Genomic DNA, 22,405 nt, shown 5'->3' on the forward strand with positions numbered 1-22,405 from the left:
ACGGGCACACGGAGGCCTGGCAGTTGGCCGAACGCCAGAGTGCGCAGATCGGGCGGTTGCTCGACAAGGGGACGCTGACCAGCGAGCTGCTGGTGCTGCGGCACGAGTGAGAATCCGTTACGCCGACTCGCGGAAGGCGGCGGTGATCTCGGCGACCCTCGGGTCGACCCGTAGCTCCTCCAGCGTCCCCTTGTCGAGCAACCGCCCGATCTGCGCACTCTGGCGTTCGGCCAACTGCCAGGCCTCCGTGTGCCCGTGCCGGTCGCTCAGGGCGTCCGTCACGGCGTCGACCCGCTCGTTCCACGCGTCGGAGATCGGCGGCAGGTCGGTGGTGCCGAGCCGTTCCTCGACGTGCAGCGACGCGCGCCGAACCAGCTCGACTAGCCCGGCGGGCGTCGGGAAATGGTTGCCGTCCAACGTCTCGTTCGCTTCGTTCCCGTGGGATACAAAGACGAGCAGACCGATCCGGCCGCCCGGCCGGACGACGCGGCGCAGCTCCTCGAGCACCGCGAGGTGATCCGGTGTCGTGCTCAACACGCCAAGTGCCCACGCGGCGTCGAAGCTCGAGTCCGCCACCGGTAGGGCCGACCCCACCGCGCACGCCACCGGGAAGCCGAACAACTTCTTCGCCGCGCGGCATGCACCCGTCTCCGGCTCGACGAGTACCGGCCGCACCGAGCGCTCTCGGGCCGCGTAGGCCGCGGGGCCCCCGACGCCCGCCCCGGAGTCCAGCAACGTGGCACCGGGCGCCAGGGCCATCTCCGCTATCAACCAGTCGAGGGCGGCCGGACTGCCGCTGCCCCGGCAACCGGCGGGCACGTAATAGTCCGGCCCGAGGTCGGCCGCCACTTGCGCCGTCCACTCGGCGACGGTGTCGAACTCTGCCTCCATCGCTTCTGTCACGACGACGCCCCCACCCTTATTCGACGACCGACCTCCGCCTTGATTTCCGCCCCCGCGCGCCCGCCCGACGCGGACGCCAGACCCGACACGTTGACTCCGTCGACGCCTTCGATCGAGAGCAGCGCGCGGGCCTCGGCCACCGCCGCCGCGATCCCCGCGGCCACCGGATCCGGCGCGCCCAATACCCGCTCCGTCACCGCCTGATCGAGTTTCAGGCCGGGCAAGCCCTCTAGCACCGCCGCGGAGGCGTTGTCGGTGAACACTGCGACCGCCGCGATCACCGGGATCGCCAGACCCACGGCCCGCGCCATGGTCATGAAGTCGGCGACGATCTCCGGACGGGGCACGTGGTTGAGGACCGCCAGGCTCGCTCCTGCCCGTTGTTTCTCGACCAACCGGGCGGGCCGGGCGTGTACGGGCGGGGCGGTAGGCGTTTCGGGCACCGCGGCGACCACGCCCGTCGAAGCGGCCAGCGAGGCCAGGCGGGGACCGTCGAGGTCGAAGGTCTGCGTGACGTCCGGACGCACGTCATAGCCGCGCCCGTCGCCCGTCACGCACAACACCGTCTCCACGTTGATGCTGCGCAACCCCCGTAGTTCCTGCTCGAGCAGCACGCGGTTGCGGTCTCGGCACGACAGCGTGATCCACGGCGTCACGCCGGCGTCGAGCAGCAGTGACCCCATGAGCGTCGGCGGGAAATCGGGCTTGTTCTGATGCTCCCCGACGAGGACGGCATCGCATCCGGGCGCCAGCGCGGCCGCGGTCGCCGCGTCGTCGCGGCGATCGAACGGGGAGCAACTGAAGTCGGTGAGCACCAACGGCGCACGAGCGGGACGCGCCGCGGGTTGAGGGCCTGACCACGCCACCACGTCGTCGAACGCGCACGCACCCGGCCGCATCTCGCATTGGCCGTCGGGTCGCACCCCGCCGCACGGTCCGAACTCCATCCGTTTCGGACACTCCAAACCCGCCGACATTCAACTCCCCGTGCGCCAGTGTTCGCATCCATGTACCCAAACGACGGCGCCCGCAAGCCCTTCGGCCCGGGACCGGATTCGGAATCGCCTTTCGGGATTAGCAAACGCTCACCGCGGCTACTAGGAGATGGGCGTGTACCGCGCGGACGGTGCAGCGAAATGAACGGGGTTGACCATGGAACCGATATCGCCGACGGATGCGCTGTTCCTCATCGGGGAGTCCCGCGAGCACCCGATGCACGTGGGATCGCTTCAGCTTTTCGAGCCGCCCGAGGACGCCGGGCCCCATTTCGTGCGTGAGGCCTATCAGGCCATGCTCGAATGCACTGACGTGCAGCCACTGTTTCGCAAGCACCCCGCCTTCTTCGGCGGACTGACCAACCTCGCGTGGTCGTTCGACAACGACGTCGAGCTCGACTATCACCTGCGCCGCTCGGCGCTCCCGGAACCGGGGCGGGTCCGCGATCTGCTGGAGCTGGCGTCCCGGCTGCACGGCAGCCTGCTCGACCGTCACCGCCCGATGTGGGAAGCCCACCTCGTCGAGGGGCTCCAGGACGGCCGGTACGCCGTGTACACGAAGTACCACCACTCCCTGATGGACGGCGTATCCGCGATGCGGCTGGTGCAGCGCGCGTTCACCCCCGACCCGCACGACGACGAGGTGCGCGTCCCGTGGACCCTGGGGCCGCGCAAACGCAGCAAGGGTCAGAAGAACCAGTCGCTGATCGAGCGTGCCGGCCGCACGGCGGGGTCGGCGCTCGCCTTGGCGCCATCCACGCTGAAGCTGGCCCGGGCGGCGCTGCTCGAACAGCAACTGACCCTGCCGTTCCGGGCGCCGCGCAGCATGTTCAACGTCCGGATCGGCGGTGCCCGGCGGGTGGCCGCGCAGTCCTGGTCGCTGGACCGGATCAAGGCGATCAAGTCGGCGGCCGGGGTGACGGTCAACGACGTCGTGCTCGCCATGTGCTCCGGGGCGCTGCGGGCCTACTTGCTGGACCAGGATGCCCTGCCCGACGCGCCGCTGACCGCGATGGTGCCGGTAAATCTGCGCAAGGCCGACGACGACCGCGGCGGCAACCTGGTCGGCACGTTCTTGTGCAACCTCGCGACCGACCTCGATGACGCGGGGCGGCGCCTGGAGATCGTCAGCACGTCGATCCGCGACACCAAAGAGGTATTCCAGCAACTGCCACCGGTCCAGCAACTGGCCCTGTCGGCGTTCAATATCGGCGGCCTGTTCTTCGGGCTGATCCCCGGGTACCTGTCGGCTGCCTCACCGCCCTTCAACATCGTCATCTCCAACGTCTCGGCCGGTCCCTCCGAGCCGCTGTACTGGCGTGGCGCCCGGTTGGACGGCAACTATCCGCTGTCCATCCCGCTCGACGGGCAGGCGGTCAACATCACGGTCACCAACAACGCCGACAACCTCGACTTCGGTCTGGTGGGTTGCCGCCGCAGTGTTCCGCACCTTCAGCGGCTGCTGGGCCACTTGGAGACCTCGTTGAAGGACCTCGAGCGCGCCGTCGGCGTGTGAGTTAGGGCCTGGTGGTGTAGTCCAGGTACACCGTCGTGCCGTTCGGCCGGGCGTTGATGGTGCAGTGGTCGGCGAGCGCATGCATCAGCATCAGGCCGCGGGATCGCCGCGGATCGTTGAGCCGCTGCGGGGAGGGGTGGTGCCAGGATCCACGATCGCTGACACAAACGCTAATCGATTGGGCGGCAGGATCGTAGCTGGCCTGCAGTTTCATGGTGCCGACCGTGTTCTGGGCGCGGTATGCGTGCTCGACGCAGTTGGCCAGCGCCTCGTTGACGCCCAGAATGATGTCGTCGCGCACCTCGGCCGGGGCCTCGGTCACTTCCTGGAGCCACCGGCGCAGGGCACGGCGCATTCCCGCCGCCGTGACCGCGTCGGCGGAGCCGGCGCAGGTCAATCGCGCGGGCGTCACGACCCTGGGTGGAAGTAGTGAGGTCATGCTAAGGGCATACCCACGTGCGGGTGGGGTGCTAAACCCGTTCGCGTCTCGCTTTGGCCACAGGCGGGTACACGTTCGGAATCGGGTTGCCGTACAACGACATACAGAGGGATCCTATGGAATTCCGTGCCTTCATCGAACCGCAACAGGGCGCCGGTTACGCCGATCAGGTCGCCGTAGCCCAAACCGCTGAGCAACTGGGCTTCGCGGCGTTTTTTCGGTCCGACCACTACCTGGCGATGAGCGGCGACGGACTGCCGGGTCCCACCGACTCGTGGGTGACCCTGGGCGCGATCGCGAGGGAGACGTCAAGCATCCGGCTGGGCACCCTGGTGACCTCCGCAACGTTCCGCTATCCGGGTCCGCTGGCCGTCGCGGTGGCACAGGTGGACGACATGAGCGCGGGGCGCGTCGAATTCGGCCTGGGCAGCGGTTGGTTCGAGAAGGAGCACCAGGCATACGGGATTCCCTTTCCCCCGCTGCGGGAGAGGTTCGACCGGCTCAGTGAACAGCTCGCCATTGTCACCGGGCTGTGGACGACGAAACCTGGAGAGACCTTCGACTACGCCGGCGACTACTACACCATCACCGGGTCGCCGGCCCTGCCCAAACCGACGCAGCGCCCACATCCACCGATCGTGATCGGCGGTCTCGGTGCCAACCGCACCCCGCAACTGGCGGCGAAGTACGCGGCCGAGTTCAACATCCCGTTCGCGCCGATCGACGTGGCCGAGAAGCAATTTCAGCGGGTAGCGGACGCCGTCGCCGAGGCGGGCAGACCGGCCGGCTCGATGGTCTACTCGAGCGCGTTCGTGCTCTGCGCCGGCCGTCACGACCGTGAGGTGGCCCGCCGCGCCGCCGCGATCGGCCGCGACCTCGACGAGCTGCGCTCGAACAGCCCGCTGGTCGGCACTCCCGCGGAGATCGTGGACAACTTGGGCGCGTGGAAACTCCTCGGCGTGCAACGCGTCTACACCCAGCTGCTGGACCTAACCGATTTGGCGCACCTGGAACTGCTGGCGAGTGAGGTTATGCCGCAACTGCTTTGAGGATCACAGCGACTCGGCGTCTGCGCGTTCCTCCTCGAGCCGATCCTTGCTGCGCAGCAGCCGCAGCAAGGTCACGAACAGCAGCCCGCCGATCATGTTGCCCACCACGGTGTAGCCGAACCAGCCCAGCCACGTCAGGTAACCGAAGGGCGCGTTCCCGGTGACCAGCGCGCCGAAGATCAGCAGCGAATCAAGAATCGAGTGGAACAACCGCAGCCCGGCGAGCAGGAACGCGGCGGCGACGGCCGCGGCGATCTTGGCCGGCACGGAATCGGTGCCGTGCTGCATCCGGGTCATCAACGTGATGACCATGCCGCCGAGGATCGCCAGGACCATGCTCTGCGCCGACACCGGCGCGCTGGCGAAATGGGTGCCGGACTCGATGGTCTGGGCGTGCAGCTCGGGGAAACCGGTCATGATCAGCCACATGATCACCCAACCGCCGACGAGGTTGGCGAGCATGGTGCCGCCCCACAGCTTGGCCAGCTGCCCGAAGCTGGCGCGTTTGGCGGCCACGGTCACGACGGGAATGATGAAGCCCTCGGTGAACAGCTCGCTGCGGCCCAGAAGCAGGGCCAGGAAGCCGATCGAGAAAGCCAATCCGGCCAACAGTGGCCGGTGTGTCGCGTCCAGCACCGACAGGTAGGCGAGCACTCCGATCCCCACCTCGGTCCCGCCGAAAAAGCCGGTGACCAACACGCCGCGCCAGGTGCGGTGCAGACGCTGGGTGCCCTCGCTGAGCATCCTGCTGAAGGCATCCTCGAGCTCGTCCTCGATGGGACTGTCGGTGTCTCCGAGCTGGCGTTGGGTCGTGTCACTCATGGTGGATGGCCTAGTACCCGTTAATCGGGTGCCGGACCATCTGGTGTGAGGCATCTGACAGAGGCGCACCCCCGCTGTCACTTGCGCGGTCGCAGCACCGGTGTCACCAGCTCACCGGTGTCGAGGTAAGTCTCCAGGTTGCGGATCGCCAGCAGCGCCATCGCCCTCCGAGTCCTTGCGGTGGCGCTGCCGATGTGTGGGAAGAGCACCACGTTGTCCATGTCGAACAGCTCGGCCGGCACGTGGGGTTCGTCGACGAAGACGTCCAGCCCCGCGCCGGCCAGGGCACCGCCGGCCAGCAACTCCACCAGCGCGTCCTGGTCGACGACGCTGCCGCGCGCGATGTTGACGAGGTAACCCTCGGGCCCCAACGCCTCGAGGACGCTTCGGTCGACCAGATGGCGCGCGTTGGGGTCGCCCGTGGTGGCCACGACGAGGACGTCGACCGATTCGGCCAGCTGAAAGGGCGAGTCGGCATAGCGGTACGGCGATCCGTCGATGCGATGGCGGTTGTGATAGGCGATGGCGCAGTCGAATCCGGCCAGCCTGGCCGCTATGGCCGAACCGATGCGGCCCAGGCCCAAGATCCCGACCTGCAGGCCGCTGACGTCGCGGGCGTAGGGGAATGGGCCGTCGCGCACCCAGCTGCCCGCCCGCACGTAGCGGTCGGCGGCCCCGAAACGGCGCAGCGTCATCAGGATCAGGCCCAGGGCGGTGTCGGCCACGGTGTCCGACAGCACGTCGGGGGTGTTGCTGACGCCGATGCCGCGACGCCGCGCCGCCGGCAGGTCGATCAGGTCTACCCCGGCGCCGTTGTTGACGATCGCCTCCAGGTGGGGCAGCGCCGCGATCGTGTGGGCGTCGACGCCGGGCGACCCCGACGTGAGCACCACCCGAACGTCGGCCGCGTGCTCGGCCAGGAAATCGGCTCGCCCCGGGCCGTCGGGGAGCTTCGGAATCTCGTAGCGCGCGGTCAGCTCGGCTTCGAACGTCGGCTCGAAGTCACCGATCCGCAGCGCGTCCCTGATCTTTTTCGTTGTCACCCGACCATCATCGGGTCTCGGCGAAATATTCGGGCGGCACCCTTCGTTGAAGGACCCGACGGTGTCGGACATTCCCCCGGGTACCACCTCAAAACCGTCGCTTCGAGCGACCACTTGCCGAGAGGCGCGAAGACGGCACCGTCCCAGACTTTTTCATCGCGCGCGGGAAGCAATTCCGCTGCGGCTTGGTTGCACCGCCAATGCGCATAGGAGTTGTGTTCCCGCAAACCGAGCTCGGCGGAGACCCCGCGGTCGTGCGCGCGTACGGCGAGGGCGTCGAAGGACTCGGATTCACCCACATCCTCGCCTACGACCACGTGGTGGGCGCCGACCCGAACGTGCACCAGGGGTGGGACGGCCCCTAAGACACCGTCGATGATCACCTTGCCGTGCTGAAGCGGATCGCCGCCGACCTGACGTAGCGGAACCCTACGGCCTACGCGTCCTGAGCGTGGCGACGGAGCTAGCCAGTGTCCGCTTCGACCAAGCTGAGGTGAACCGCGCGACGGTTGGCCTTGGACGGCTTACGCACGCCCCCATAGGATTCCATCGGTCCGCTGTCAACCGTCACCGCTCCCCCCGTGGCACAGTGCCGACGCTGCCAGTCGCTGATGGCTTGGTGGGCAGCGTGATCGAGGTAGTTGGCCGTCAGGTGGACGGTGACCCTGGTGCGTTCGGGGATCGTCGCGAGAACACCCGTCAGCCGGGGCAGGGCCAGGAACGTGCACGCCCCTTCGATGAACACATGCCATTCGTCGCCCACATGCCTGGCCTCCACCCTGGCCCGAACCACCCGCCATCCGGTCACCACGATCGCCACGGCCAGCCCGATCATGACGCCGTGCAACAGGTTCAGGAAAACGACACCGGCAATGGTCACCAGATAGACCATGAGATCGCCGTTGCGCAAGGCTGTCTCGATGTGAGCAGGCTTGAGCAGCTCGATACCGATGACGATGAGCAAGCCGGCGAGCGCCGCGGTCGGGATCTGTTCGACCAATCCCGCGAACGGGACGGCAAACAGCAGAATCCAGACCCCGTGCATGATCGTCGAGGCGCGGGTTTTGGCTCCAGCGTTGACATTAGCCGCGCTGCGCACGATCACGCCGGCGATGGGAAGCCCGCCGATTGCGCCGGACGCCATGTTGGCCGCGCCCTGTCCGATCAGCTCGCGGTTGAAATCGGTGCGCTGCCCAGTGTGCATGCGGTCGATCGAGACCGCGGTCAGCAGGCTCTGAACGCTGGTGATCAGCGTGACAGTGATCACCGCGATCACGACGGCTCCCCAATTCCCATCCGGGAGTTGCGGCAGCTGCAGCGCCTCCAGCACCGAGCCTTCCAACCTGATGCGGGATACGTTGAACGGCAACGTGACCGACATGATCGTAACGACGACGATGGCGACCAGTGGGCCAGGGATCTTGGCCAATCGCGCCGGCGCCCGCCGCCAGGCGATCAGAATGGCGATGACGAGCAGGCCCAGCACGAGCCCCGGCAGGTGCGCGCCGACGATCTGCGCAGGCAGGCCGACGACGTTTGTCCAGGCCGAGCTCTGCGATTCGCCGCCCAGCAATACGTGCACCTGCTGCAGCGCGATGGTGATTCCGATGCCGGCCAGCATGGCGTGCACGACAACCGGTGAGATCGCCAAGGCGGCGCGCGCAATCCGGCTGATTCCCAGCATGACCTGCAGTCCTCCCGCGATCACCGTGATCAAACAGGTTACCGCCCAGCCAAACTGGGAGACCAGGTCGGCGACGACCACCGTGAGCCCAGCGGCCGGACCACTGACCTGCAACGGTGATCCGCCGATACACCCGGCGACGATCCCGCCGACGATCGCCGCTATCAAGCCGGATAGTACTGGCGCGTCCGAGGCGATCGCGATCCCGAGTGACAACGGAAGTGCCACCAGGAAAACCACTAACGAGGCCGGCAAGTCGTATTGCATGGCCGCACGCCACCGGTCAGCTCGAGTTGGTTGACCTGTTTCGGAGTCTTGTCGACCCGCCGTCCCGGCGTGTTGCATCGGCCCTCCCTGGAGATGTGCATGAGGAAGCGCGCCGGATATCAGCCCGTGATGCGCCCGGATCGTTGCGATGTAAAGCCCTGTGGCACTGGCAATTTCTGATCTCCACAAACGTCGTTGTTGTGCCAGGCGTGTGCGGCCTTATGCATATCGAACGTATGGGGCAGTCAAGCGGGTCGCAACCTGACGGCCCGCCCGCATATCGAATGCAAATCTTTTGCCGTGGGCGGCGGCGAAATATCCGGCGGCGCTATTTACCGAAACAGGTTGACGCGCGGTTCATTACTCCAGCACGAAGACCGGTATCTGCCTCGTCGTCTTGGTCTGATATTCCGCGTAGGGCGGATAGGCTTCGACGGCCCGCTTCCACCACTGCTCGCGCTCCAACCCCGCGAGCTCGCGTGCCCTCAGCGCGACGGCCCTCTCGCCATCCTGCAACGTGACCTCGGGATTGGCTTTCAGATTGAAATACCACGACGGATGCGCGGGGGCGCCGCCTTTCGACGCGACCATCGCGTAACGACCCTCGCTCTCGACGCGCATCATTGGCACGTAACGCTTTTTGCCGGACTTCGCCCCGGTGACCGTCACCAGGACGACGGGCCGATCGAGAATCTCGACCCCATCGGTCGTGCCCTGTTTCAAGATTTGCTCGGTCTGCTCGCGTACCCAGTCCCTCGGGCTCAATTCGATGTCGTCGGCCATACCTGATCTCAACACGTCGTCGCGCCTTCGTCACCCCCGGGCGCATCGGCGAATGGTCGGTCCAGGAAGCGTAGAGTGGGCTTAGTCGCTTAAATGAGCTAACTAATAGCGGAGAGGAGACGGGTAGTGGCCCGCACCGAGAACGACACGTGGGATTTGGCCTCCAGCGTCGGAGCGACCGCGACGGCGGTCGCCGCGCAACGGGCGATCGCCTCGCAGGGGCCGGACCCCCTGCTGAACGACCCCTTCGCCGATCCCCTGGTTCGCGCCGTAGGCAGCGACGTCTTCGTCAAGCTCATCGATCACGAGGTCGACCGGTCCGACGATCCCCTGCTGAACCGCCGGGCCGTGAACGAACAGATTACGGTGCGCACCCGCTACTTCGACGACTTCTTCACGCAGGCAACCGAATCCGGTATTCGGCAGGCGGTGATTCTGGCGTCCGGACTGGACACCAGGGCCTATCGGCTGGCCTGGCCGGCGGGAACAATTGTCTACGAGATCGACCAGCCCGAGGTGATCGAGTTCAAGACGCGGGTACTGGCCGAGCTGGGTGCCGAACCCACCGCTGAGCGCCGCACGGTGGCGATCGACCTGCGCGAGGACTGGCCGGCCGCGCTGGTCGAGGCCGGACTCGACGCGACGGCGCCGACGGCCTGGAGCGCCGAAGGCCTGCTGGTCTACCTACCGCCCGAGGCGCAGGACCGCTTGTTCGACAACATCGTCGCCTTGTCGGCGACGGGCAGCCGGATCGCCACCGAGCACATGGATCTGCGCAACATTCCGTCGGACTGGGCGCAGAAGCTGACCGAACGGTCGCAGCGTCTCGGCTCCAAGATCAACCTGGCCGAACTCTTCTACACCGGCGACCGCAACACCGCGGCCGAGTACCTGGCCGGGCATGGCTGGCGCGTCGACATCCGGACAACCGACCAGGCCTTCGCCGCCCATGGGTTCCAGGTGCCCGATGACGAGCTGGCTTCGTTCGGCGAAGACTCCGGTTACCTGACGGCGACCCTCGGGTAAGTCCGGATTGGCACGCATCAGGGTCGTTGACATATATCAGTCTCGTTGATATAAAGGTCGTATGTCTCAGCCGACTCAAGATATGTTCGAATCCGCCTACCGGGGCGAGGCCCCCGAGATGGGTGAAGGCAATCGGCCGCCGTGGAGCATCGGCGAGCCGCAACCGGAGATCGCGGCCCTCATCGAGGCCGGCAAGTTCCATGGCGACGTGCTCGATGCGGGGTGCGGGGAGGCGGCGGTGTCGTTGTTCCTCGCCGAGCGCGGATTCACCACGGTGGGCCTGGACCAGTCACCCACCGCCATCAAACTGGCACGCGAGAAGGCCGCCAGGCGCGGCCTGGCCAATGCCACGTTCGACGTCGCCGACATCAGTGCTTTCGGCGGTTACGACGGACGCTTCGGCACCATCGTCGACAGCACCCTTTTTCACTCGATGCCCGTCGAGTTGCGCGAGGGCTATCAGCAGTCCATTGTGCGTGCCGCCGCACCGGGCGCCTCCTATTTCGTGCTCGTCTTCGACCGCGCGGGCATGCCGGCCGACGGCCCGGTCAACGCGGTCACCGAGGACGAGCTACGGGACGTGGTCTCCAAGTACTGGGTGGTTGACGACATCCGGCCGGCCCGGATTCACGCCAACGTGCCCGACAGCTTCCTGGAAGGCTTCCAGGCCTTCGGGGGTGCAAACATCCGCGACGAGGGCAACGGCCGCAAGTCGATGGGGGCCTGGCTGCTGTCCGCGCACCTCGGCTAGCCGGCCACGGACAGCCGACAGGTTTGGTGCGTGGGATTCGGGAGACCCTGACTGGAGCACGCAGACGCTCAGAGGAGATCCCCCGTGGACCAGCAAGTCAATTTCGACCCACCACCCGCCCCCGAGGACGCCAGGCAGGCGACCGAGGAACAGCGCAAGTTGCAGGAGCAACTGGATCACCAGGACGATGACCCGGACGCCCCGGGATTGCACCAGTCCCGGCGTGACCTGCCTGACGAGAGCACACGGTAGGTGGTTTTGCCAGGGGACCGGGCTGTCGCGCCGGCGCGATCATCGCCATCTGTTCTCCGTGGGAGATCACGGATCACGCAGGTGGTCAGCCATTGGATGATCAGTAACGACTTCGGTGCGCCGCCGGTCGTGTGCGAGTGCCATCGTGGCCAGCCATGTCAGTGTGAGGCCGCTTAAGGCTGCCGTGGGGATTGCCCACGCGCGCCGGATCGTCAGCGCGTCATCACATCGTGCAACGTAATTCGAGCGCGAGGCGCCGGTTGATCGGACCACATGATCTGGTCCGCTGTCGGCACTCGACGCTTGGGTCAGGTCGGTGGTGAATCCGCTGCCGCACTTGACTTGCCAGCCGTACTGGTCGTACGCGTCGATGAAGACCGGAAAGCGCAGCGCGAAAAGTCCTGCGGCCAAGGCCACTATGGCCACCGAGAAAACCAGGGGCCCGCGTCTAGTCATGTCGATTCTTACGTCATGCAGACGTTGGCAAACAGCAGCACGGGCCAGGACACGATTGAGCCGAGAAAGGACACCACCAAATCGATCCCGTGCATGTCACGTAGATGGCTCGTATGGGTGGACGACCAGATCACGCCCACGATCAGATACGGCGTGCCCAGCAGGACGGCCAGGCCCAGTAGCTCGGCGATCGTCAACTGGTAGTCCAGTAGTTGGCGAAGCCTGTGCAGCATCGGCGTGCCTTTCGCGCGGCAACCTCCCCCGGGCGCGTCGGCGCAAGAGCAAGGTGGAGAGTCCGTGATGCCCGGTACGGATGGCGACTATGTTAATCATGATTCGAGATATTGGGTAGCGTTCGTTGCCATGGAGCCATTCATCCGGTCGAGAGGTTTTCCTGAGCGGCATGGTGTTAGGGACAGCCTGGCGTGCCGTCACGCTTTAGTGACGCCAGAACAAGTGCAGCGTCATTCCGACCTGAAGTCGGCGTGCATCCCCGTGGACTCAGCGGCGTTGCGTCCCGCCCCTAGCGGCCTTGCGGGGAGTTGTGTCAGATTCGCCAAGCAACGTGATTTCCATCAGGCGGCGCACCGTCATGCGTGCGGGCTCGCTCGGGCCGGGCATCACGAGCTGGCCGATGTCGACGGCGAGTGCGAGCGCAGCGTGTACGGCGTATCGAGCGCGGCCGAGCGTTAGGTCGGGTCGCGCCGCTACGGCCAGCCGGGCCCAGGACTCGACGGTGGAGCGGTTGATGTTGTAGAGGAGTACCGCGTCCGTGTCGGGCAGGTTGTTGCGCTCCGTGTAGTAGACACGGGCCAATTCTGGGTTGGCGAACGAACGCGTGACGAAGGCATCGATCAGCTGCGTGAGCGAGTGCTCCGGATCACCGCCTGCGGCCAAAATAGTGGACAGGTCACCGGAGACTTGGTCGGCGCCGCGCCGGTATGCGACTGCCAGTATCGCGGCCTTGCTCGGAAAGTACTGGTAGATGCTCGCTACCGGTATGCCCACAGCCGTGGCGATGTCCTCCATACCGGTTTCGCGGAACCCCCGTTCGTTGAACAACCGGATCGATTCGTGCAACAGCAATTCGTAGCTACCGACCGCGCTCGTAATCGTCGCTGCCCGTTGGGATTTCGGCCTGCTGGCCGGTGGCACCGGCACGTCGGACCTCATCACGGCGGCCGCGATGTCGGCCAACGTCGCCCGAATCTCGCCGTCGCCCAGCCGGGAACGATGGTCGGTGATGCTGCCGACGACACTCAGCGCCGCCACCGAGAGCACCCAACGCTCCCGTGATTGCAGTTTGGGCCGGAGGCTGATCAACGGCCGCTGCAGACGCCGGTTGACCAGCTTGACCTGCTCGGACAACACTCTCTGGTCTTCGGCGTGCAGGTAGCGACCTTCCCACCGGTAAAGTCCCCCCGCGGTGCGGTTCACAATCGCGGTGTCGATCAGCGATCCGATCAGTGCACGTAGCGTCTCCCCAGGATCGGCGTCGTCGGGCAGGTGATCGGCGAACTCCGTGGCGTCCACGAGCCGCTGCCCGAGTTCAAGGACCGCGGAGCGGAACAGGTCGTATTTGCCGTGCGAGTGCCGGTAGAGCGCCGCCGCCGAGACCCCGACGCGAGCGGCGATGTTTTCCATGCTGACCGCGTGGTAGCCGAGCTCGCTGAAAGCGTCTGAGGCGGCCCGGGCGATCTGCGCCTTGCGGTCTTTGGGGCGGCGCTTTACCGGCTTTGCGGAGGAACGGCTGGCCGGCGTCATAGAGATCACCGTAGCCGCAGTGTGCGGGGCCGGGCGCATGGCTGTCCACTTCTCGGAGACGGCTGCCACATCGCCGAGAATCCGGATCGCCGCCGTCCGCCCGCCACCCTCGGTCGGCCGAATGGCTTGGCATCGCGGCAAATCCGAAGCCCGAGCGGGTACTACCTTCGCGACGTCGACGGCCCGCACGACGCATGAACCGGCTGGCCAACCGGAGACCCCTCCCAGGTCCGGATGGATTCAGCACTCTCCTTCGTCGCGCGACGAGGCCGGGACGCCCTGCTGTTGAGCCAGCAGGCGAAGCCGCCCAAGACCAGGCCGACCGCGACGCCGGCGTCCGGTCGTTGACCCAGGATGAGCCACGACAGCACCCCGGCGACCGCTGGAATTACGGCGAACAGCATTGCCACCGCCCCCGCGCCGTGGGTATTGATGGCGCGGACGTAGAGGCTCACCGCCAGCGTCGCATTCAGCAGCACCATGCCGGCGACCGCGATCACGGCCTGCCGCCCGTCGTGCACGGTGAACGGCGTCAGCATCGCCAGCGCCGCGGCGGGAAGCAGCCCGACCGCATTCTGCAGTGCGCTCATCGTCCGAAAGTCGACACCGGCACAGAACCGCTGCTGATAGACGCCGCCGGCCGAAAGCCCAAGCAACCCAACCCCAAGCAGCACGATGACCGGGTCGACCCCATGGGTGGCCGCAAGCCTTCGCGCGCATGCGGCCAACACCGCGACGACACCGAAGCCGAGCGCGGCCACCCGGTGCCATCCCAGCGGCTCGCGCAAGAACACGGCGGCCAGGATGGCCGTGGCGACGGGGTTCATCGCGATCACCACCGCACACAGCACCGCTGGCGATCCGAGCTGGACGGCCTCGTAGAGGCAGCAGAACTGCACGGCTTGGATGAGCAGGCCGACCACCGCGACGTGGCCGAGCTGCGCTCCTCGCGGCCAGGGCGCCTTGGCCAGCGCGGCCCAGATCGCCAGAATCATTGCGGCCAAACCGAATCGCAGCACCAGCGCGGCCATGGGCGCCATGGCGGTCACCGCCAGCACTCCGATGGGATAGCCGAGCGCGTAGAAGAACGTCACCGCCGACGCGGTGGTCAGCGGCATCCGGGGCAAGTCCATGCGACCCATGCTGGCCCAGACCGACCCCCGCAGTCCAACGATTATTGCTGATCACGATTGATCGCAATGCCTTATCGATAACGCGGTTCGTGTCTTGAATTTCGTTTGAACAACGTGCCGATTGATCGAATTTGCTAATCGGACTATGGTGCAGCTATGACCCAGGTGCTCGACATCGCGCCGCTGCGCAGCCTCGTCGCGGTCGCCGACTGCGGCGGGTTTCACCGCGCCGCCGCGGCGCTGCATCTGAGTCAGTCCGCGGTGAGCCAGCACCTGCGGAAAGTCGAGACCGTGGTCGGCCAGCCGCTGATCCAGCGCTCCGGGCGCGGCATCGTGTTCACCGAGATTGGCCTGAAGGCGCTGCGACACGCCCGCGCGATACTGGCCGCGCACGACACCGCGCTTGACGACCTGGGCGCCACCGAACCCAAGCTTTTGACGATCGGGGCCACCGAGCACGGCGCGGACGTGATGCTGTCCGGACTGACCGGCGTGCTGCGGGATCGGCTTCCCGACCGGCGGGTGCGCTTCCGGCTGGACCGCAACGTGTCCCTGGCCGACTCGATCGAACGCGGGCTGGTCGACTTGGCGATCATGCTCGACGGGGCGGGCTTGGACCGCGCCAACGCCTCCGGGATCGTTCGCCTGCAATGGATTTCGGCGCGGACGCTGGCCGTGCCCGCGCGCGAACCACTGCAACTGGTGATCTTCTCCGAGCCGTGCACCTTGCGTGAGCCGGCCTTCGCCATCCTCGAAAACCACGGCATCCCCTATGAAATTGCTGCCGAGTGCGGCGATCTGTCCGGACTGTACGCGGCGGTACGGTCGGGGCTCGGAGTGGCGTTGCTGCCGACGATCGGCAAGCTGCCCGACGGGCTGTGCCCGGCCGAGGGACTGCCGCCGGCCAATAACGCATCGGTTCTGGTTCGCGGCCGCGCAGGCATAGATCCCGAATTGTTGAGCACGGTCGACGATGCAGTGCGTGACGTGCTGGCCGCCGCGGACTGACCCTAGCTCCGGCGCAGCGCCACCCACTGCCGAATTCCCTGCTCTCGCAGACGATTCGACGTGATGGCTCCGAACGGCGCGGCCTCGCGCGCGAATCGTTCCGGTGCCTCGGGCAAGGCGTGGGCTCGAATCCTTGCGGCGACAGACGGCACGGTGACGCTTGTCATCCGGTAACCGTCGCACGGCCATGCCGGTGCGAGTGGCGGTTCACAGCGCGGCGGTGAGTCTCCATAACGCTGCCCGGTCCGCAGACGCTGAGCGGTCGATCGGGCTGATCACCACGTCGGTGGCGCCCGCATCGCGATAACGGCGTAGCTGCCGCACGACACGTTCCTCGGGTCCGATGGCGGCGAGCTCGGTGATGCTGGCGACTCCTTCCCTGGCGATTACGTTGCGATACGACGGGATGCTCTCGTACATGCTCAGCTGTTGCGCGGCGACGGCCTCGGCGGCCTCGACATCGTCGGACAACAGCACCGGAACGGCGGCGATGACGCGCGGCGCGGGGCGACCCGCATCGGCCGCCGCCTTCGTGATCTCCGGCACGATGAATTCGCCGATGGTCCGGGGCCCGGCCAGATACGGCAATGTTCCGTCTGCCAGTTCGCCGGTGACCCGCAACGCCTTTGGGCCCATCGCCGCCACATACACGGGGATGGGCGTCCCGCCCGGAACCTGTACCGGCCAGGTCGGGCTCGCGCTGAGTTCGCTGCCGTGGAAATCGACTGCGGCGTTGTTGAACACCGACCCGAGGATCGTCAGATGCTCCCGCAATCGGGTGATGGTGTTCGACCAGTCGGTGCCGAAGGCCTCGCGTTCGATCTGGCGGGCACCCAGCCCGAGCCCAAGGCTGAAGTTGCCGTGCGCAGCGGCCTGTGCGGTTTGCGCCAACGAAGCGACGATCAGCGGGTGGCGCGGATTGATCGGGACCACCGACGTTCCCACGCCCAGGCCGGGCACGGCAGCCCCGACGAGCGCCGCTAGCGCGATCGCGTCATAGTTCTGCTGCTGAGGCAGCCACACCTGGGTGACTCCGTGTCCGTAGGCTTCTCGGGCCTGGGCGATCACGTCGTCGACCAGGTTGGCAGCATCAGGGCGGGCCATGAGAATGATTCCGGTGGGCATAAGGTCAACCAACCAATCCGCCCGCGCGGGCATTCCTATCGCAATCACGGTGATCGAAAACGTGCCCGCTTGTGTCGGCCGCTCAGTGAAGCGTTGACCAGCTTGAACACGTGTCGCTAAGGTGCGCAAATGGCGCTGGAAGCTGTCGGTGACGAAGGCTGTTCGCGGCGGCCAGTTTAAGCCAGCGTCGTACTCAAAGGAGTTGTCGGCATGACCGATCCCGCCGCGCCGCTAGCCGGCAGAGTCGCCTACGTGACCGGGGCCGCCCGCGGCCAGGGCCGCTCCCACTGCGTCCGCCTCGCCCGGGCGGGCGCCGACATCGTCGCGATCGACGCGTGCGCGCCCGTCGCCGAACACAACGGCTATCCCCCCGCGCTCCCGGAAGACCTGGCCGAGACCGTCAGCCTGGTGGAAGGCGAGGGGCGCAAAATGCTCGCCGCGGAGGTGGACGTGCGTGACTTGGCCGGCCAGCAACGGGTCGTGGCGAATGCGATCGAGCAATTCGGCCGACTCGACATCGTCGTCGCCAACGCCGGCGTGCTGAATTGGGGCCGCCTGTGGGAGATTTCGGCCAAGCAATGGCAAGAAATCATCGACACAAACCTCACCGGGCTGTGGAACACCATGAAATCCGTTGTGCCGCCGATGATCGCGGCCGGTAACGGCGGATCGATCATCAACATCAGCTCCGCGGCGGGAATCAAAGCCGTCCCGGGCTGCGGACACTACTGTGCAAGCAAATTCGGAGTGGTCGGCCTCACCAACTCGCTGGCGATCGAACTCGGCGAATTCGGTATCCGCGTGAACTCGGTGCACCCGTACGGCACCGACACCCCGATGGGCAACGACCTGTCGATGTACCAGGTATTCCAGGACCATCCGCATTACATCCACAGCTTCTCGCCGGGCGCGCTGCCGACGGACTCACTGGCGGCACCCGGCCTGATCTCCGACATCGTGGTCTGGCTTGCCAGCGACGCCTCGTCGTTGGTCACCGCCGCCCAAATTCCCGCCGACAAGGGCTATTTGAAGATCTGACGTCCGGCAGGCGGAGGGTCAGGGCTGGGGTGGCGGTGGTGGCGGCGCTGGAGGCGGCGGTGCTGGCGGGTTGTCCCAACTGCCGGGCGTGCCCGCGGGCACTTGCACCCCAAGCCAGTTGCACGGCATCATCGATCGCCACGCGATGAAGGCGCACTGCTGCTCGGGCGTCAACGGACTAGGACCCGCACACGGCGGCGTTCCCGGCACACCGCAGACCGGATCAGCGGACGCGGTGGGTAACCCGAGGAAGTTGCTGGCGGCGATCAGCAACGCGACGGCTGCAATGAACCCACCGATGAGACGCTCAAGATGGCTCATGTCTAACTCGAATCTCCTGGCTGATTCACCGAGCGTAACGCCAGCGATTGACGCTCGCTGGCGGTTTGAACCTGCCGCCAAGAATGTTCACCGTCAGTGGTGAGGGGTTGAGAACCTCACTCTGCGAGCCGTTCGTACGGTAGCTGCACGGACGCGCGAGTGCCGCGCCTGCCCGTGTGCAGCCTCGCGACTACTGGCCACCCTTACGAGCCAGATCGATCGCGTACTGGCTCACGAAGGTGCCCGCTGCGGGATCACCTTTGCCGCATGACCCGTCGGACTCGCCGGGGCGTTTGATCCACAGGTAGGCGTCGGCGTGCGCCCCGGCCGTAGCCGCGGTCGGCGGGGTGCCCAGCGCGCGGCCGCTGGGATTGCACCAGTTGAGCTCGGAGTCGGGCGCAGGCCCGGCGCCATTACGTGACGTATCGATCACATAGTGCGATCCGTTTGTGAGCCCCGAAATCGCTTCGCCGTAGCCGATTTCGTCTTCGGTGGTGAAGAAGTTCGCCGTGTTGACGCTGAAACCTCGCGCGTGGCCGACGCCGGCCTGGTTGAGCCTCGCGGCCATGTCCTCGGCGCTGTGCCAGCGCAAGTGACCGGCATCGACGTAGACGGCCGCGTTGGGATCCCGCGTCAGTGTGTCGACCGCGTAGCGGATCATGTCGTAGCGTTCTTGGCGCTGATCGGCCGACAGGCAATCGGCCATAGCGAGCGCGTCGGGTTCGAGGACGACCGCGACCCGGGAGGCGCCCACGCCGGATGCGATGCCGTCGATCCACCCGCGGTAGTCGTCCGCCGACCCCATGCCGCCCGCGGCGAAGCTGCCGCAATCGCGGTGCGGGATTCCATAGATCGCCAGGACCGGGATGGCGCCGGCGGCATTCGCGTCGCCGACGTATTTCCCGACGGTGGACGCCGACGAGCCCGGGACGATCCAGTACGCCTGCGGCGTGTTGGCGATCGCGGTCAACTCGGCGCTCGGCGGGTCGGCGCTCTGCGCTGCGCGCATGGCCGCCGAGTTGGGATTGACGTAGAACGGCGCTCCGGCCAGCGGATCCCCGTCGCTGGCCAAGCGCACCGCGGGAGCTGGGGCAACGTGCAGGGGGCCCATGCCGGCAAGCGCCGCGATGGTCAGGACGGGAGTAATCCACCGCGCGAGGACACTGGCAGCTGACGAGATCACGATAGGAAAAGTAGTGCTTCGACGCATCGATCGCGAATCGATGTCCATAGCGCGGCGTTGTCGAGATGCGCCGAAAAGTGACAGCAAACCCCGACTACTTTGACCCGGCGGCCGAAGCGCCCGCGCCTTCGGCTACAACGTCACCGCGGGTCGGCAACAGAAAATGGGTAACCTCGCATCGAGATGAAGCGTGACAAGCCGATAAGTCGGGTGGCGCTGCCGGCGGCTGTCCGGTCGCTGGTCTTCGTGTTGGCCGCGGTCCTGTTCCTTTTCGGCCTTACGGGTGAGATGTCCATAGCGCCCGGTGCTGCCGCACCGGGACCTCCGCAGGGTTGTGAGTCCCAGCAGCGGGCCCTCGATTCGGTAAATGCCGAGATCGCCCGCCACAACGCCCAACCCCATGACTTCGTCGTGCCGAGGGAGCAGGCAGCGGCCGACGCTTACGATGCCGAAGCCGCCCAACTGAATGCCCGCGGCAGTCAGGCGCAAGCGAATCTCAGCAGTTGCGCGGCAGTCATAGCCAAATTGGCCGACCATGGAACGCTGCCGAGACCTTCCCAGGACCGGATCGACAAGATCAACGCCGCGAAGGCCGGGCTGCCGCCGGGTTATGCGCCGCCTGCCCCGCCGCCCAGGAATTCGCTGGGCGGGGTAGCGGTTGCTCCCCCGATGCAGCCAGTCTTCAAGCAGCTGCGTCAAAAGGGGCCTTGGCCTGATGATCTGGTACTGCAGGGGCAGAGCAAACCGAGCGTCGGCACTCCCGACCCGGCGCGCAACGGCGCGCCGATACCGGGCATGGCGACCGATCCCTCGCGACCCGCGGTCGTCGTGGACCATATTGTTCCGATCGCTCAGCTGATGTACGTGCCCGGCTTTCTCAACCTGCCCGCCGAGTACATGTACGTGGTGGCCAACTCGCCACGAAATTTGCAATGGCTGTCGGCCTATGCCAATGGCATGAAGAATTCGGACAGTGTCGCCAGGATCGGTGACGCCGACCCCAAGTGGGTCCAGGAGCAAATACAACTGGAGAATGACACCCGCGCGACGCTGCAAGACCTGATCAACCAATTGCTCACGACACTCCCGCCCAGCCGATGACAGTGGAAATCTCGGAAATCGAGGCGATTCTCGGAAGGGTCACCCACTCCGAGCCGGTCATCCTCGCCGAAATCGGATGCACGGACGATGTGCCGGAACCCTGGCGGCCGATCGCGCGATCCGATGCGGCGGAAGCCCGGCGCTCGGCAGCAGTGTCGCTGTGGAACAGCGACTTTCTGGAATTGGTTCCCACCTTCGCCCGCGCATTCAAGACCGAACTCGTGGACGTCCGTCTCGGCCGCGTCAGGGGGGAAGCGGTCCTGGTCTACGCCGTCGAGCATTACGACGCCGGCCGGCGGCACGTCGTCTGCTGGATCGGGTGGGACCCGGCGCTGTGCAACACCACCGAGTTGCGGTTCGCCGAAGCGATCCCCGACGCCGTGCGCCGCTTCTACCGCGAGACGCACGCTGGCTTCGTCGGCCCCGACTGGATGTCCAACGGCCCCATTCAACCTCGGCACCTGCAGACCTACGCCGAATACCTGGGGTGCCCAGAGGGACTACCGGAATCCAACTGGCCGCGAGATGCGGTAGACCCCACGCGCCTGCTGCTCCTGGCCACCACCGCGGACTCACACGTATGCCTCTCACCCGACCTTCCCCCGGGGCAGGCCGTCACCGTCTACGGCGGGGTGCCCGAGGACCCAGAAGATTTCGGCACACTGCTTGATGAAACCATGACCGCCCAATTCGATGAAATCGACTGAGCCCCAATATGACAACGCCCAATCACGGTAACCCGCACGGCGGAGCGTCCTGGCCGCCACAGCCGCCCTATGGGCCGCCGCCCCTACCGCAACCGATATATGGGGCGCCCACACCGCAGCCCGGGCCGTGGGCCCCGCCGGCCGGCAGCTGGTGGGGGCCACCCCCGCCTGGGCCGCCGCCGCGCCGACGTAGAAACGGCTGGTTGTATGCCGCGCTCGCGGTCATCGTGATCGCCGTCGGCGGCGGCATCGCGACCATCGCGGCGTACCACCACTACCACAACAGCGACCCCACCAAGATCAAAGCGTTGATCAACGCCTTCTCCGAATCGGTCAGCAAGGGTAAACCGCAAGAAATCGCCGGGCTAATGTGCCGCGAGGAAGCTGAGCCGTATCTGGATTCCGTAGCAGACCCGGGAGGCGAGGTGGCCAACGCGGCCAAACCAAAATTCAAGATCGGGGGTGTCGTGGTGCGCGGCAACGCGGCGTCTGCAAACCTCCTGTTCCAGGACAACCAATCGCAGACTATGTACTTCCGCAAGGAAGAAGGACGGTGGACCGTCTGCGCACCGGCTAAAGATCAGCTGTAGCGCCGACCACCCGATGCGTTCCCGGCTTCGGCTAATGAGCCGCGTTCAGAATCGGCCTGAGGTCGTCGAGGCGGTCGAATAGGTGCCAAATGTATCCCGATGATCCGTTCTCACGATGCGGATGCAGATCGGCGATTTCCGGGTCGTTGCAGTAGCGGTCGAACGCCTCGCGTGATTCCCATTCCACCAGTATCAGCACTTGCCGCGGCTCGATGTCGCCGACAACCGCATGCTGGAAGCTGCCGAGCGCGACGACCCGACCGCCGTGCCTCGCCACCTCGGCGGGTGACCGGCGTGAGTATGCGCGGTACTCGTCGGCGTCGGCGATATTAAAGAGGTTCAGGGCATAAACGGTCATGGCCGCAGACGTTACGGGGCTACATGGTGTGCCGGCGGCCGGCGGGTGCTCCACAGCGGCGTTACCGGCTGGATGTCGGCGCGCTAGGGTG

General features: G+C 66.3%; 25 protein-coding genes and 1 pseudogene. 11 read left to right on the forward strand and 15 right to left on the reverse strand.

Features of this window, described 5'->3' with window-relative positions:
* Nucleotides 1–117 precede the first annotated feature (117 nt).
* Both A5709_RS10970 and A5709_RS10975 read right to left on the reverse strand, forming a co-directional pair.
* The gene (locus A5709_RS10970) at nt 118–903 is read right to left on the reverse strand and encodes a class I SAM-dependent methyltransferase (RefSeq protein ID WP_231986955.1); all 786 of its coding nucleotides are present in this window, start codon (nt 901–903) and stop codon (nt 118–120) included.
* Nucleotides 900–1,850 (reverse strand): methylenetetrahydrofolate reductase, encoded by a 951-nt coding sequence (locus tag A5709_RS10975; protein WP_369827304.1) that lies wholly within the window; start codon nt 1,848–1,850, stop codon nt 900–902. The genes A5709_RS10970 and A5709_RS10975 overlap by 4 nt, the downstream gene beginning before the upstream one ends.
* 205 nt (nt 1,851–2,055) lie before the next feature.
* On the opposite strand from A5709_RS10975, the gene A5709_RS10980 reads away from it, so the two are divergent.
* Complete coding sequence (locus A5709_RS10980; protein WP_068119871.1) at nt 2,056–3,414, forward strand: wax ester/triacylglycerol synthase family O-acyltransferase; 1,359 nt, start codon at nt 2,056–2,058, stop codon at nt 3,412–3,414.
* A 1-nt stretch (nt 3,415) separates the two neighbouring features.
* Here A5709_RS10980 and A5709_RS10985 read toward each other — a convergent pair whose 3' ends face one another.
* Nucleotides 3,416–3,853, reverse strand: a complete 438-nt coding sequence (locus A5709_RS10985) for an ATP-binding protein (RefSeq protein ID WP_068119874.1) — start codon at nt 3,851–3,853, stop codon at nt 3,416–3,418.
* Between the two features lie 116 nt (nt 3,854–3,969).
* Here A5709_RS10985 and A5709_RS10990 point away from each other — a divergent pair, with 116 nt between their 5' ends.
* Nucleotides 3,970–4,902 (forward strand): LLM class F420-dependent oxidoreductase, encoded by a 933-nt coding sequence (locus A5709_RS10990; RefSeq protein WP_068119875.1) that lies wholly within the window; start codon nt 3,970–3,972, stop codon nt 4,900–4,902.
* 3 nt (nt 4,903–4,905) lie between these two features.
* Here the strand turns inward: A5709_RS10990 and A5709_RS10995 are convergent, their stop codons facing one another.
* Both A5709_RS10995 and A5709_RS11000 read right to left on the reverse strand, forming a co-directional pair.
* Complete coding sequence (locus A5709_RS10995) at nt 4,906–5,724, reverse strand: formate/nitrite transporter family protein (protein WP_068119877.1); 819 nt, start codon at nt 5,722–5,724, stop codon at nt 4,906–4,908.
* A gap of 77 nt (nt 5,725–5,801) precedes the next feature.
* Nucleotides 5,802–6,839 (reverse strand): 2-hydroxyacid dehydrogenase, encoded by a 1,038-nt coding sequence (locus A5709_RS11000; RefSeq protein ID WP_197501088.1) that lies wholly within the window; start codon nt 6,837–6,839, stop codon nt 5,802–5,804.
* A gap of 128 nt (nt 6,840–6,967) precedes the next feature.
* Between A5709_RS11000 and A5709_RS27420 the strand changes: the two are divergent.
* Nucleotides 6,968–7,129, forward strand: a pseudogene (locus A5709_RS27420) (LLM class F420-dependent oxidoreductase); the annotation flags it as partial.
* Nucleotides 7,130–7,230: 101 nt separating this feature from the next.
* Here the strand turns inward: A5709_RS27420 and A5709_RS11005 are convergent.
* Together A5709_RS11005 and A5709_RS11010 are read right to left on the reverse strand one after the other, a co-directional pair.
* On the reverse strand, nt 7,231–8,718 hold the full coding sequence (locus tag A5709_RS11005) for a SulP family inorganic anion transporter (protein ID WP_068119879.1): 1,488 nt from the start codon (nt 8,716–8,718) through the stop codon (nt 7,231–7,233).
* A 360-nt stretch (nt 8,719–9,078) separates the two neighbouring features.
* Nucleotides 9,079–9,501 carry a nitroreductase family deazaflavin-dependent oxidoreductase gene (locus tag A5709_RS11010; RefSeq protein ID WP_067946542.1) on the reverse strand — a complete coding sequence of 141 codons (423 nt, stop codon included), beginning with the start codon at nt 9,499–9,501 and terminating at the stop codon, nt 9,079–9,081.
* Between the two features lie 126 nt (nt 9,502–9,627).
* Between A5709_RS11010 and A5709_RS11015 the strand changes: the two genes are divergently transcribed.
* The 3 genes from A5709_RS11015 (at nt 9,628) to A5709_RS28395 (ending at nt 11,530) form a co-directional block, all read left to right on the forward strand.
* Nucleotides 9,628–10,527 carry a class I SAM-dependent methyltransferase gene (locus tag A5709_RS11015; RefSeq protein ID WP_067946544.1) on the forward strand — a complete coding sequence of 300 codons (900 nt, stop codon included), beginning with the start codon at nt 9,628–9,630 and terminating at the stop codon, nt 10,525–10,527.
* Nucleotides 10,528–10,588: 61 nt separating this feature from the next.
* A complete protein-coding gene (locus A5709_RS11020; protein WP_067946547.1) occupies nt 10,589–11,278 on the forward strand; it encodes a class I SAM-dependent methyltransferase in 690 nt (229 codons plus the stop codon).
* Between the two features lie 84 nt (nt 11,279–11,362).
* Nucleotides 11,363–11,530 (forward strand): hypothetical protein, encoded by a 168-nt coding sequence (locus A5709_RS28395; protein WP_197520119.1) that lies wholly within the window; start codon nt 11,363–11,365, stop codon nt 11,528–11,530.
* Between the two features lie 66 nt (nt 11,531–11,596).
* Here A5709_RS28395 and A5709_RS11025 read toward each other — a convergent pair whose 3' ends face one another.
* The 4 genes from A5709_RS11025 to A5709_RS11040 all read right to left on the reverse strand — a co-directional run bounded on the left by A5709_RS11025 (nt 11,597) and on the right by A5709_RS11040 (nt 14,868).
* A complete protein-coding gene (locus tag A5709_RS11025; RefSeq protein ID WP_067946549.1) occupies nt 11,597–11,986 on the reverse strand; it encodes a hypothetical protein in 390 nt (129 codons plus the stop codon).
* Nucleotides 11,987–11,994: 8 nt separating this feature from the next.
* A complete protein-coding gene (locus A5709_RS11030) occupies nt 11,995–12,219 on the reverse strand; it encodes a hypothetical protein (protein WP_067946551.1) in 225 nt (74 codons plus the stop codon).
* A gap of 268 nt (nt 12,220–12,487) precedes the next feature.
* Complete coding sequence (locus tag A5709_RS11035; RefSeq protein WP_067946554.1) at nt 12,488–13,750, reverse strand: TetR/AcrR family transcriptional regulator; 1,263 nt, start codon at nt 13,748–13,750, stop codon at nt 12,488–12,490.
* Between the two features lie 161 nt (nt 13,751–13,911).
* Nucleotides 13,912–14,868 carry a DMT family transporter gene (locus tag A5709_RS11040; protein WP_082973842.1) on the reverse strand — a complete coding sequence of 319 codons (957 nt, stop codon included), beginning with the start codon at nt 14,866–14,868 and terminating at the stop codon, nt 13,912–13,914.
* Between the two features lie 171 nt (nt 14,869–15,039).
* Between A5709_RS11040 and A5709_RS11045 the strand changes: the two genes are divergently transcribed.
* Nucleotides 15,040–15,891 (forward strand): LysR family transcriptional regulator, encoded by an 852-nt coding sequence (locus tag A5709_RS11045; protein ID WP_067949230.1) that lies wholly within the window; start codon nt 15,040–15,042, stop codon nt 15,889–15,891.
* A 207-nt stretch (nt 15,892–16,098) separates the two neighbouring features.
* Here A5709_RS11045 and A5709_RS11050 read toward each other — a convergent pair whose 3' ends face one another.
* Nucleotides 16,099–17,016: an LLM class F420-dependent oxidoreductase gene (locus tag A5709_RS11050; RefSeq protein ID WP_067949276.1), complete on the reverse strand. Its 918-nt coding sequence runs from the start codon at nt 17,014–17,016 to the stop codon at nt 16,099–16,101.
* A 210-nt stretch (nt 17,017–17,226) separates the two neighbouring features.
* Here A5709_RS11050 and A5709_RS11055 point away from each other — a divergent pair, with 210 nt between their 5' ends.
* Entirely contained in the window at nt 17,227–18,054 is an 828-nt protein-coding gene (locus A5709_RS11055) for a mycofactocin-coupled SDR family oxidoreductase (RefSeq protein ID WP_068012102.1), read from the forward strand.
* Nucleotides 18,055–18,072: 18 nt separating this feature from the next.
* On the opposite strand, the gene A5709_RS27425 is transcribed toward A5709_RS11055, so the two are convergent.
* Nucleotides 18,073–18,375, reverse strand: a complete 303-nt coding sequence (locus A5709_RS27425) for a hypothetical protein (RefSeq protein WP_082953542.1) — start codon at nt 18,373–18,375, stop codon at nt 18,073–18,075.
* A gap of 190 nt (nt 18,376–18,565) precedes the next feature.
* Entirely contained in the window at nt 18,566–19,558 is a 993-nt protein-coding gene (locus tag A5709_RS11060; RefSeq protein WP_197520120.1) for a glycoside hydrolase family 6 protein, read from the reverse strand.
* A 183-nt stretch (nt 19,559–19,741) separates the two neighbouring features.
* Here A5709_RS11060 and A5709_RS11065 point away from each other — a divergent pair, with 183 nt between their 5' ends.
* The 3 genes from A5709_RS11065 to A5709_RS11075 all read left to right on the forward strand — a co-directional run bounded on the left by A5709_RS11065 (nt 19,742) and on the right by A5709_RS11075 (nt 21,956).
* Nucleotides 19,742–20,659 carry a hypothetical protein gene (locus A5709_RS11065; RefSeq protein ID WP_068119881.1) on the forward strand — a complete coding sequence of 306 codons (918 nt, stop codon included), beginning with the start codon at nt 19,742–19,744 and terminating at the stop codon, nt 20,657–20,659.
* The gene (locus tag A5709_RS11070; RefSeq protein WP_156768015.1) at nt 20,656–21,366 is read left to right on the forward strand and encodes a hypothetical protein; all 711 of its coding nucleotides are present in this window, start codon (nt 20,656–20,658) and stop codon (nt 21,364–21,366) included. The genes A5709_RS11065 and A5709_RS11070 overlap by 4 nt, the downstream gene beginning before the upstream one ends.
* Nucleotides 21,367–21,569: 203 nt before the next feature.
* Nucleotides 21,570–21,956, forward strand: a complete 387-nt coding sequence (locus A5709_RS11075; protein WP_068119884.1) for a hypothetical protein — start codon at nt 21,570–21,572, stop codon at nt 21,954–21,956.
* Between the two features lie 31 nt (nt 21,957–21,987).
* On the opposite strand, the gene A5709_RS11080 is transcribed toward A5709_RS11075, so the two are convergent.
* Nucleotides 21,988–22,314, reverse strand: a complete 327-nt coding sequence (locus A5709_RS11080) for a DUF1330 domain-containing protein (RefSeq protein WP_068119886.1) — start codon at nt 22,312–22,314, stop codon at nt 21,988–21,990.
* Between the last annotated feature and the right edge of the window lie 91 nt (nt 22,315–22,405).

This window comes from Mycobacterium sp. E1386 (genome assembly GCF_001672745.1).
GTDB lineage: Bacteria > Actinomycetota > Actinomycetes > Mycobacteriales > Mycobacteriaceae > Mycobacterium.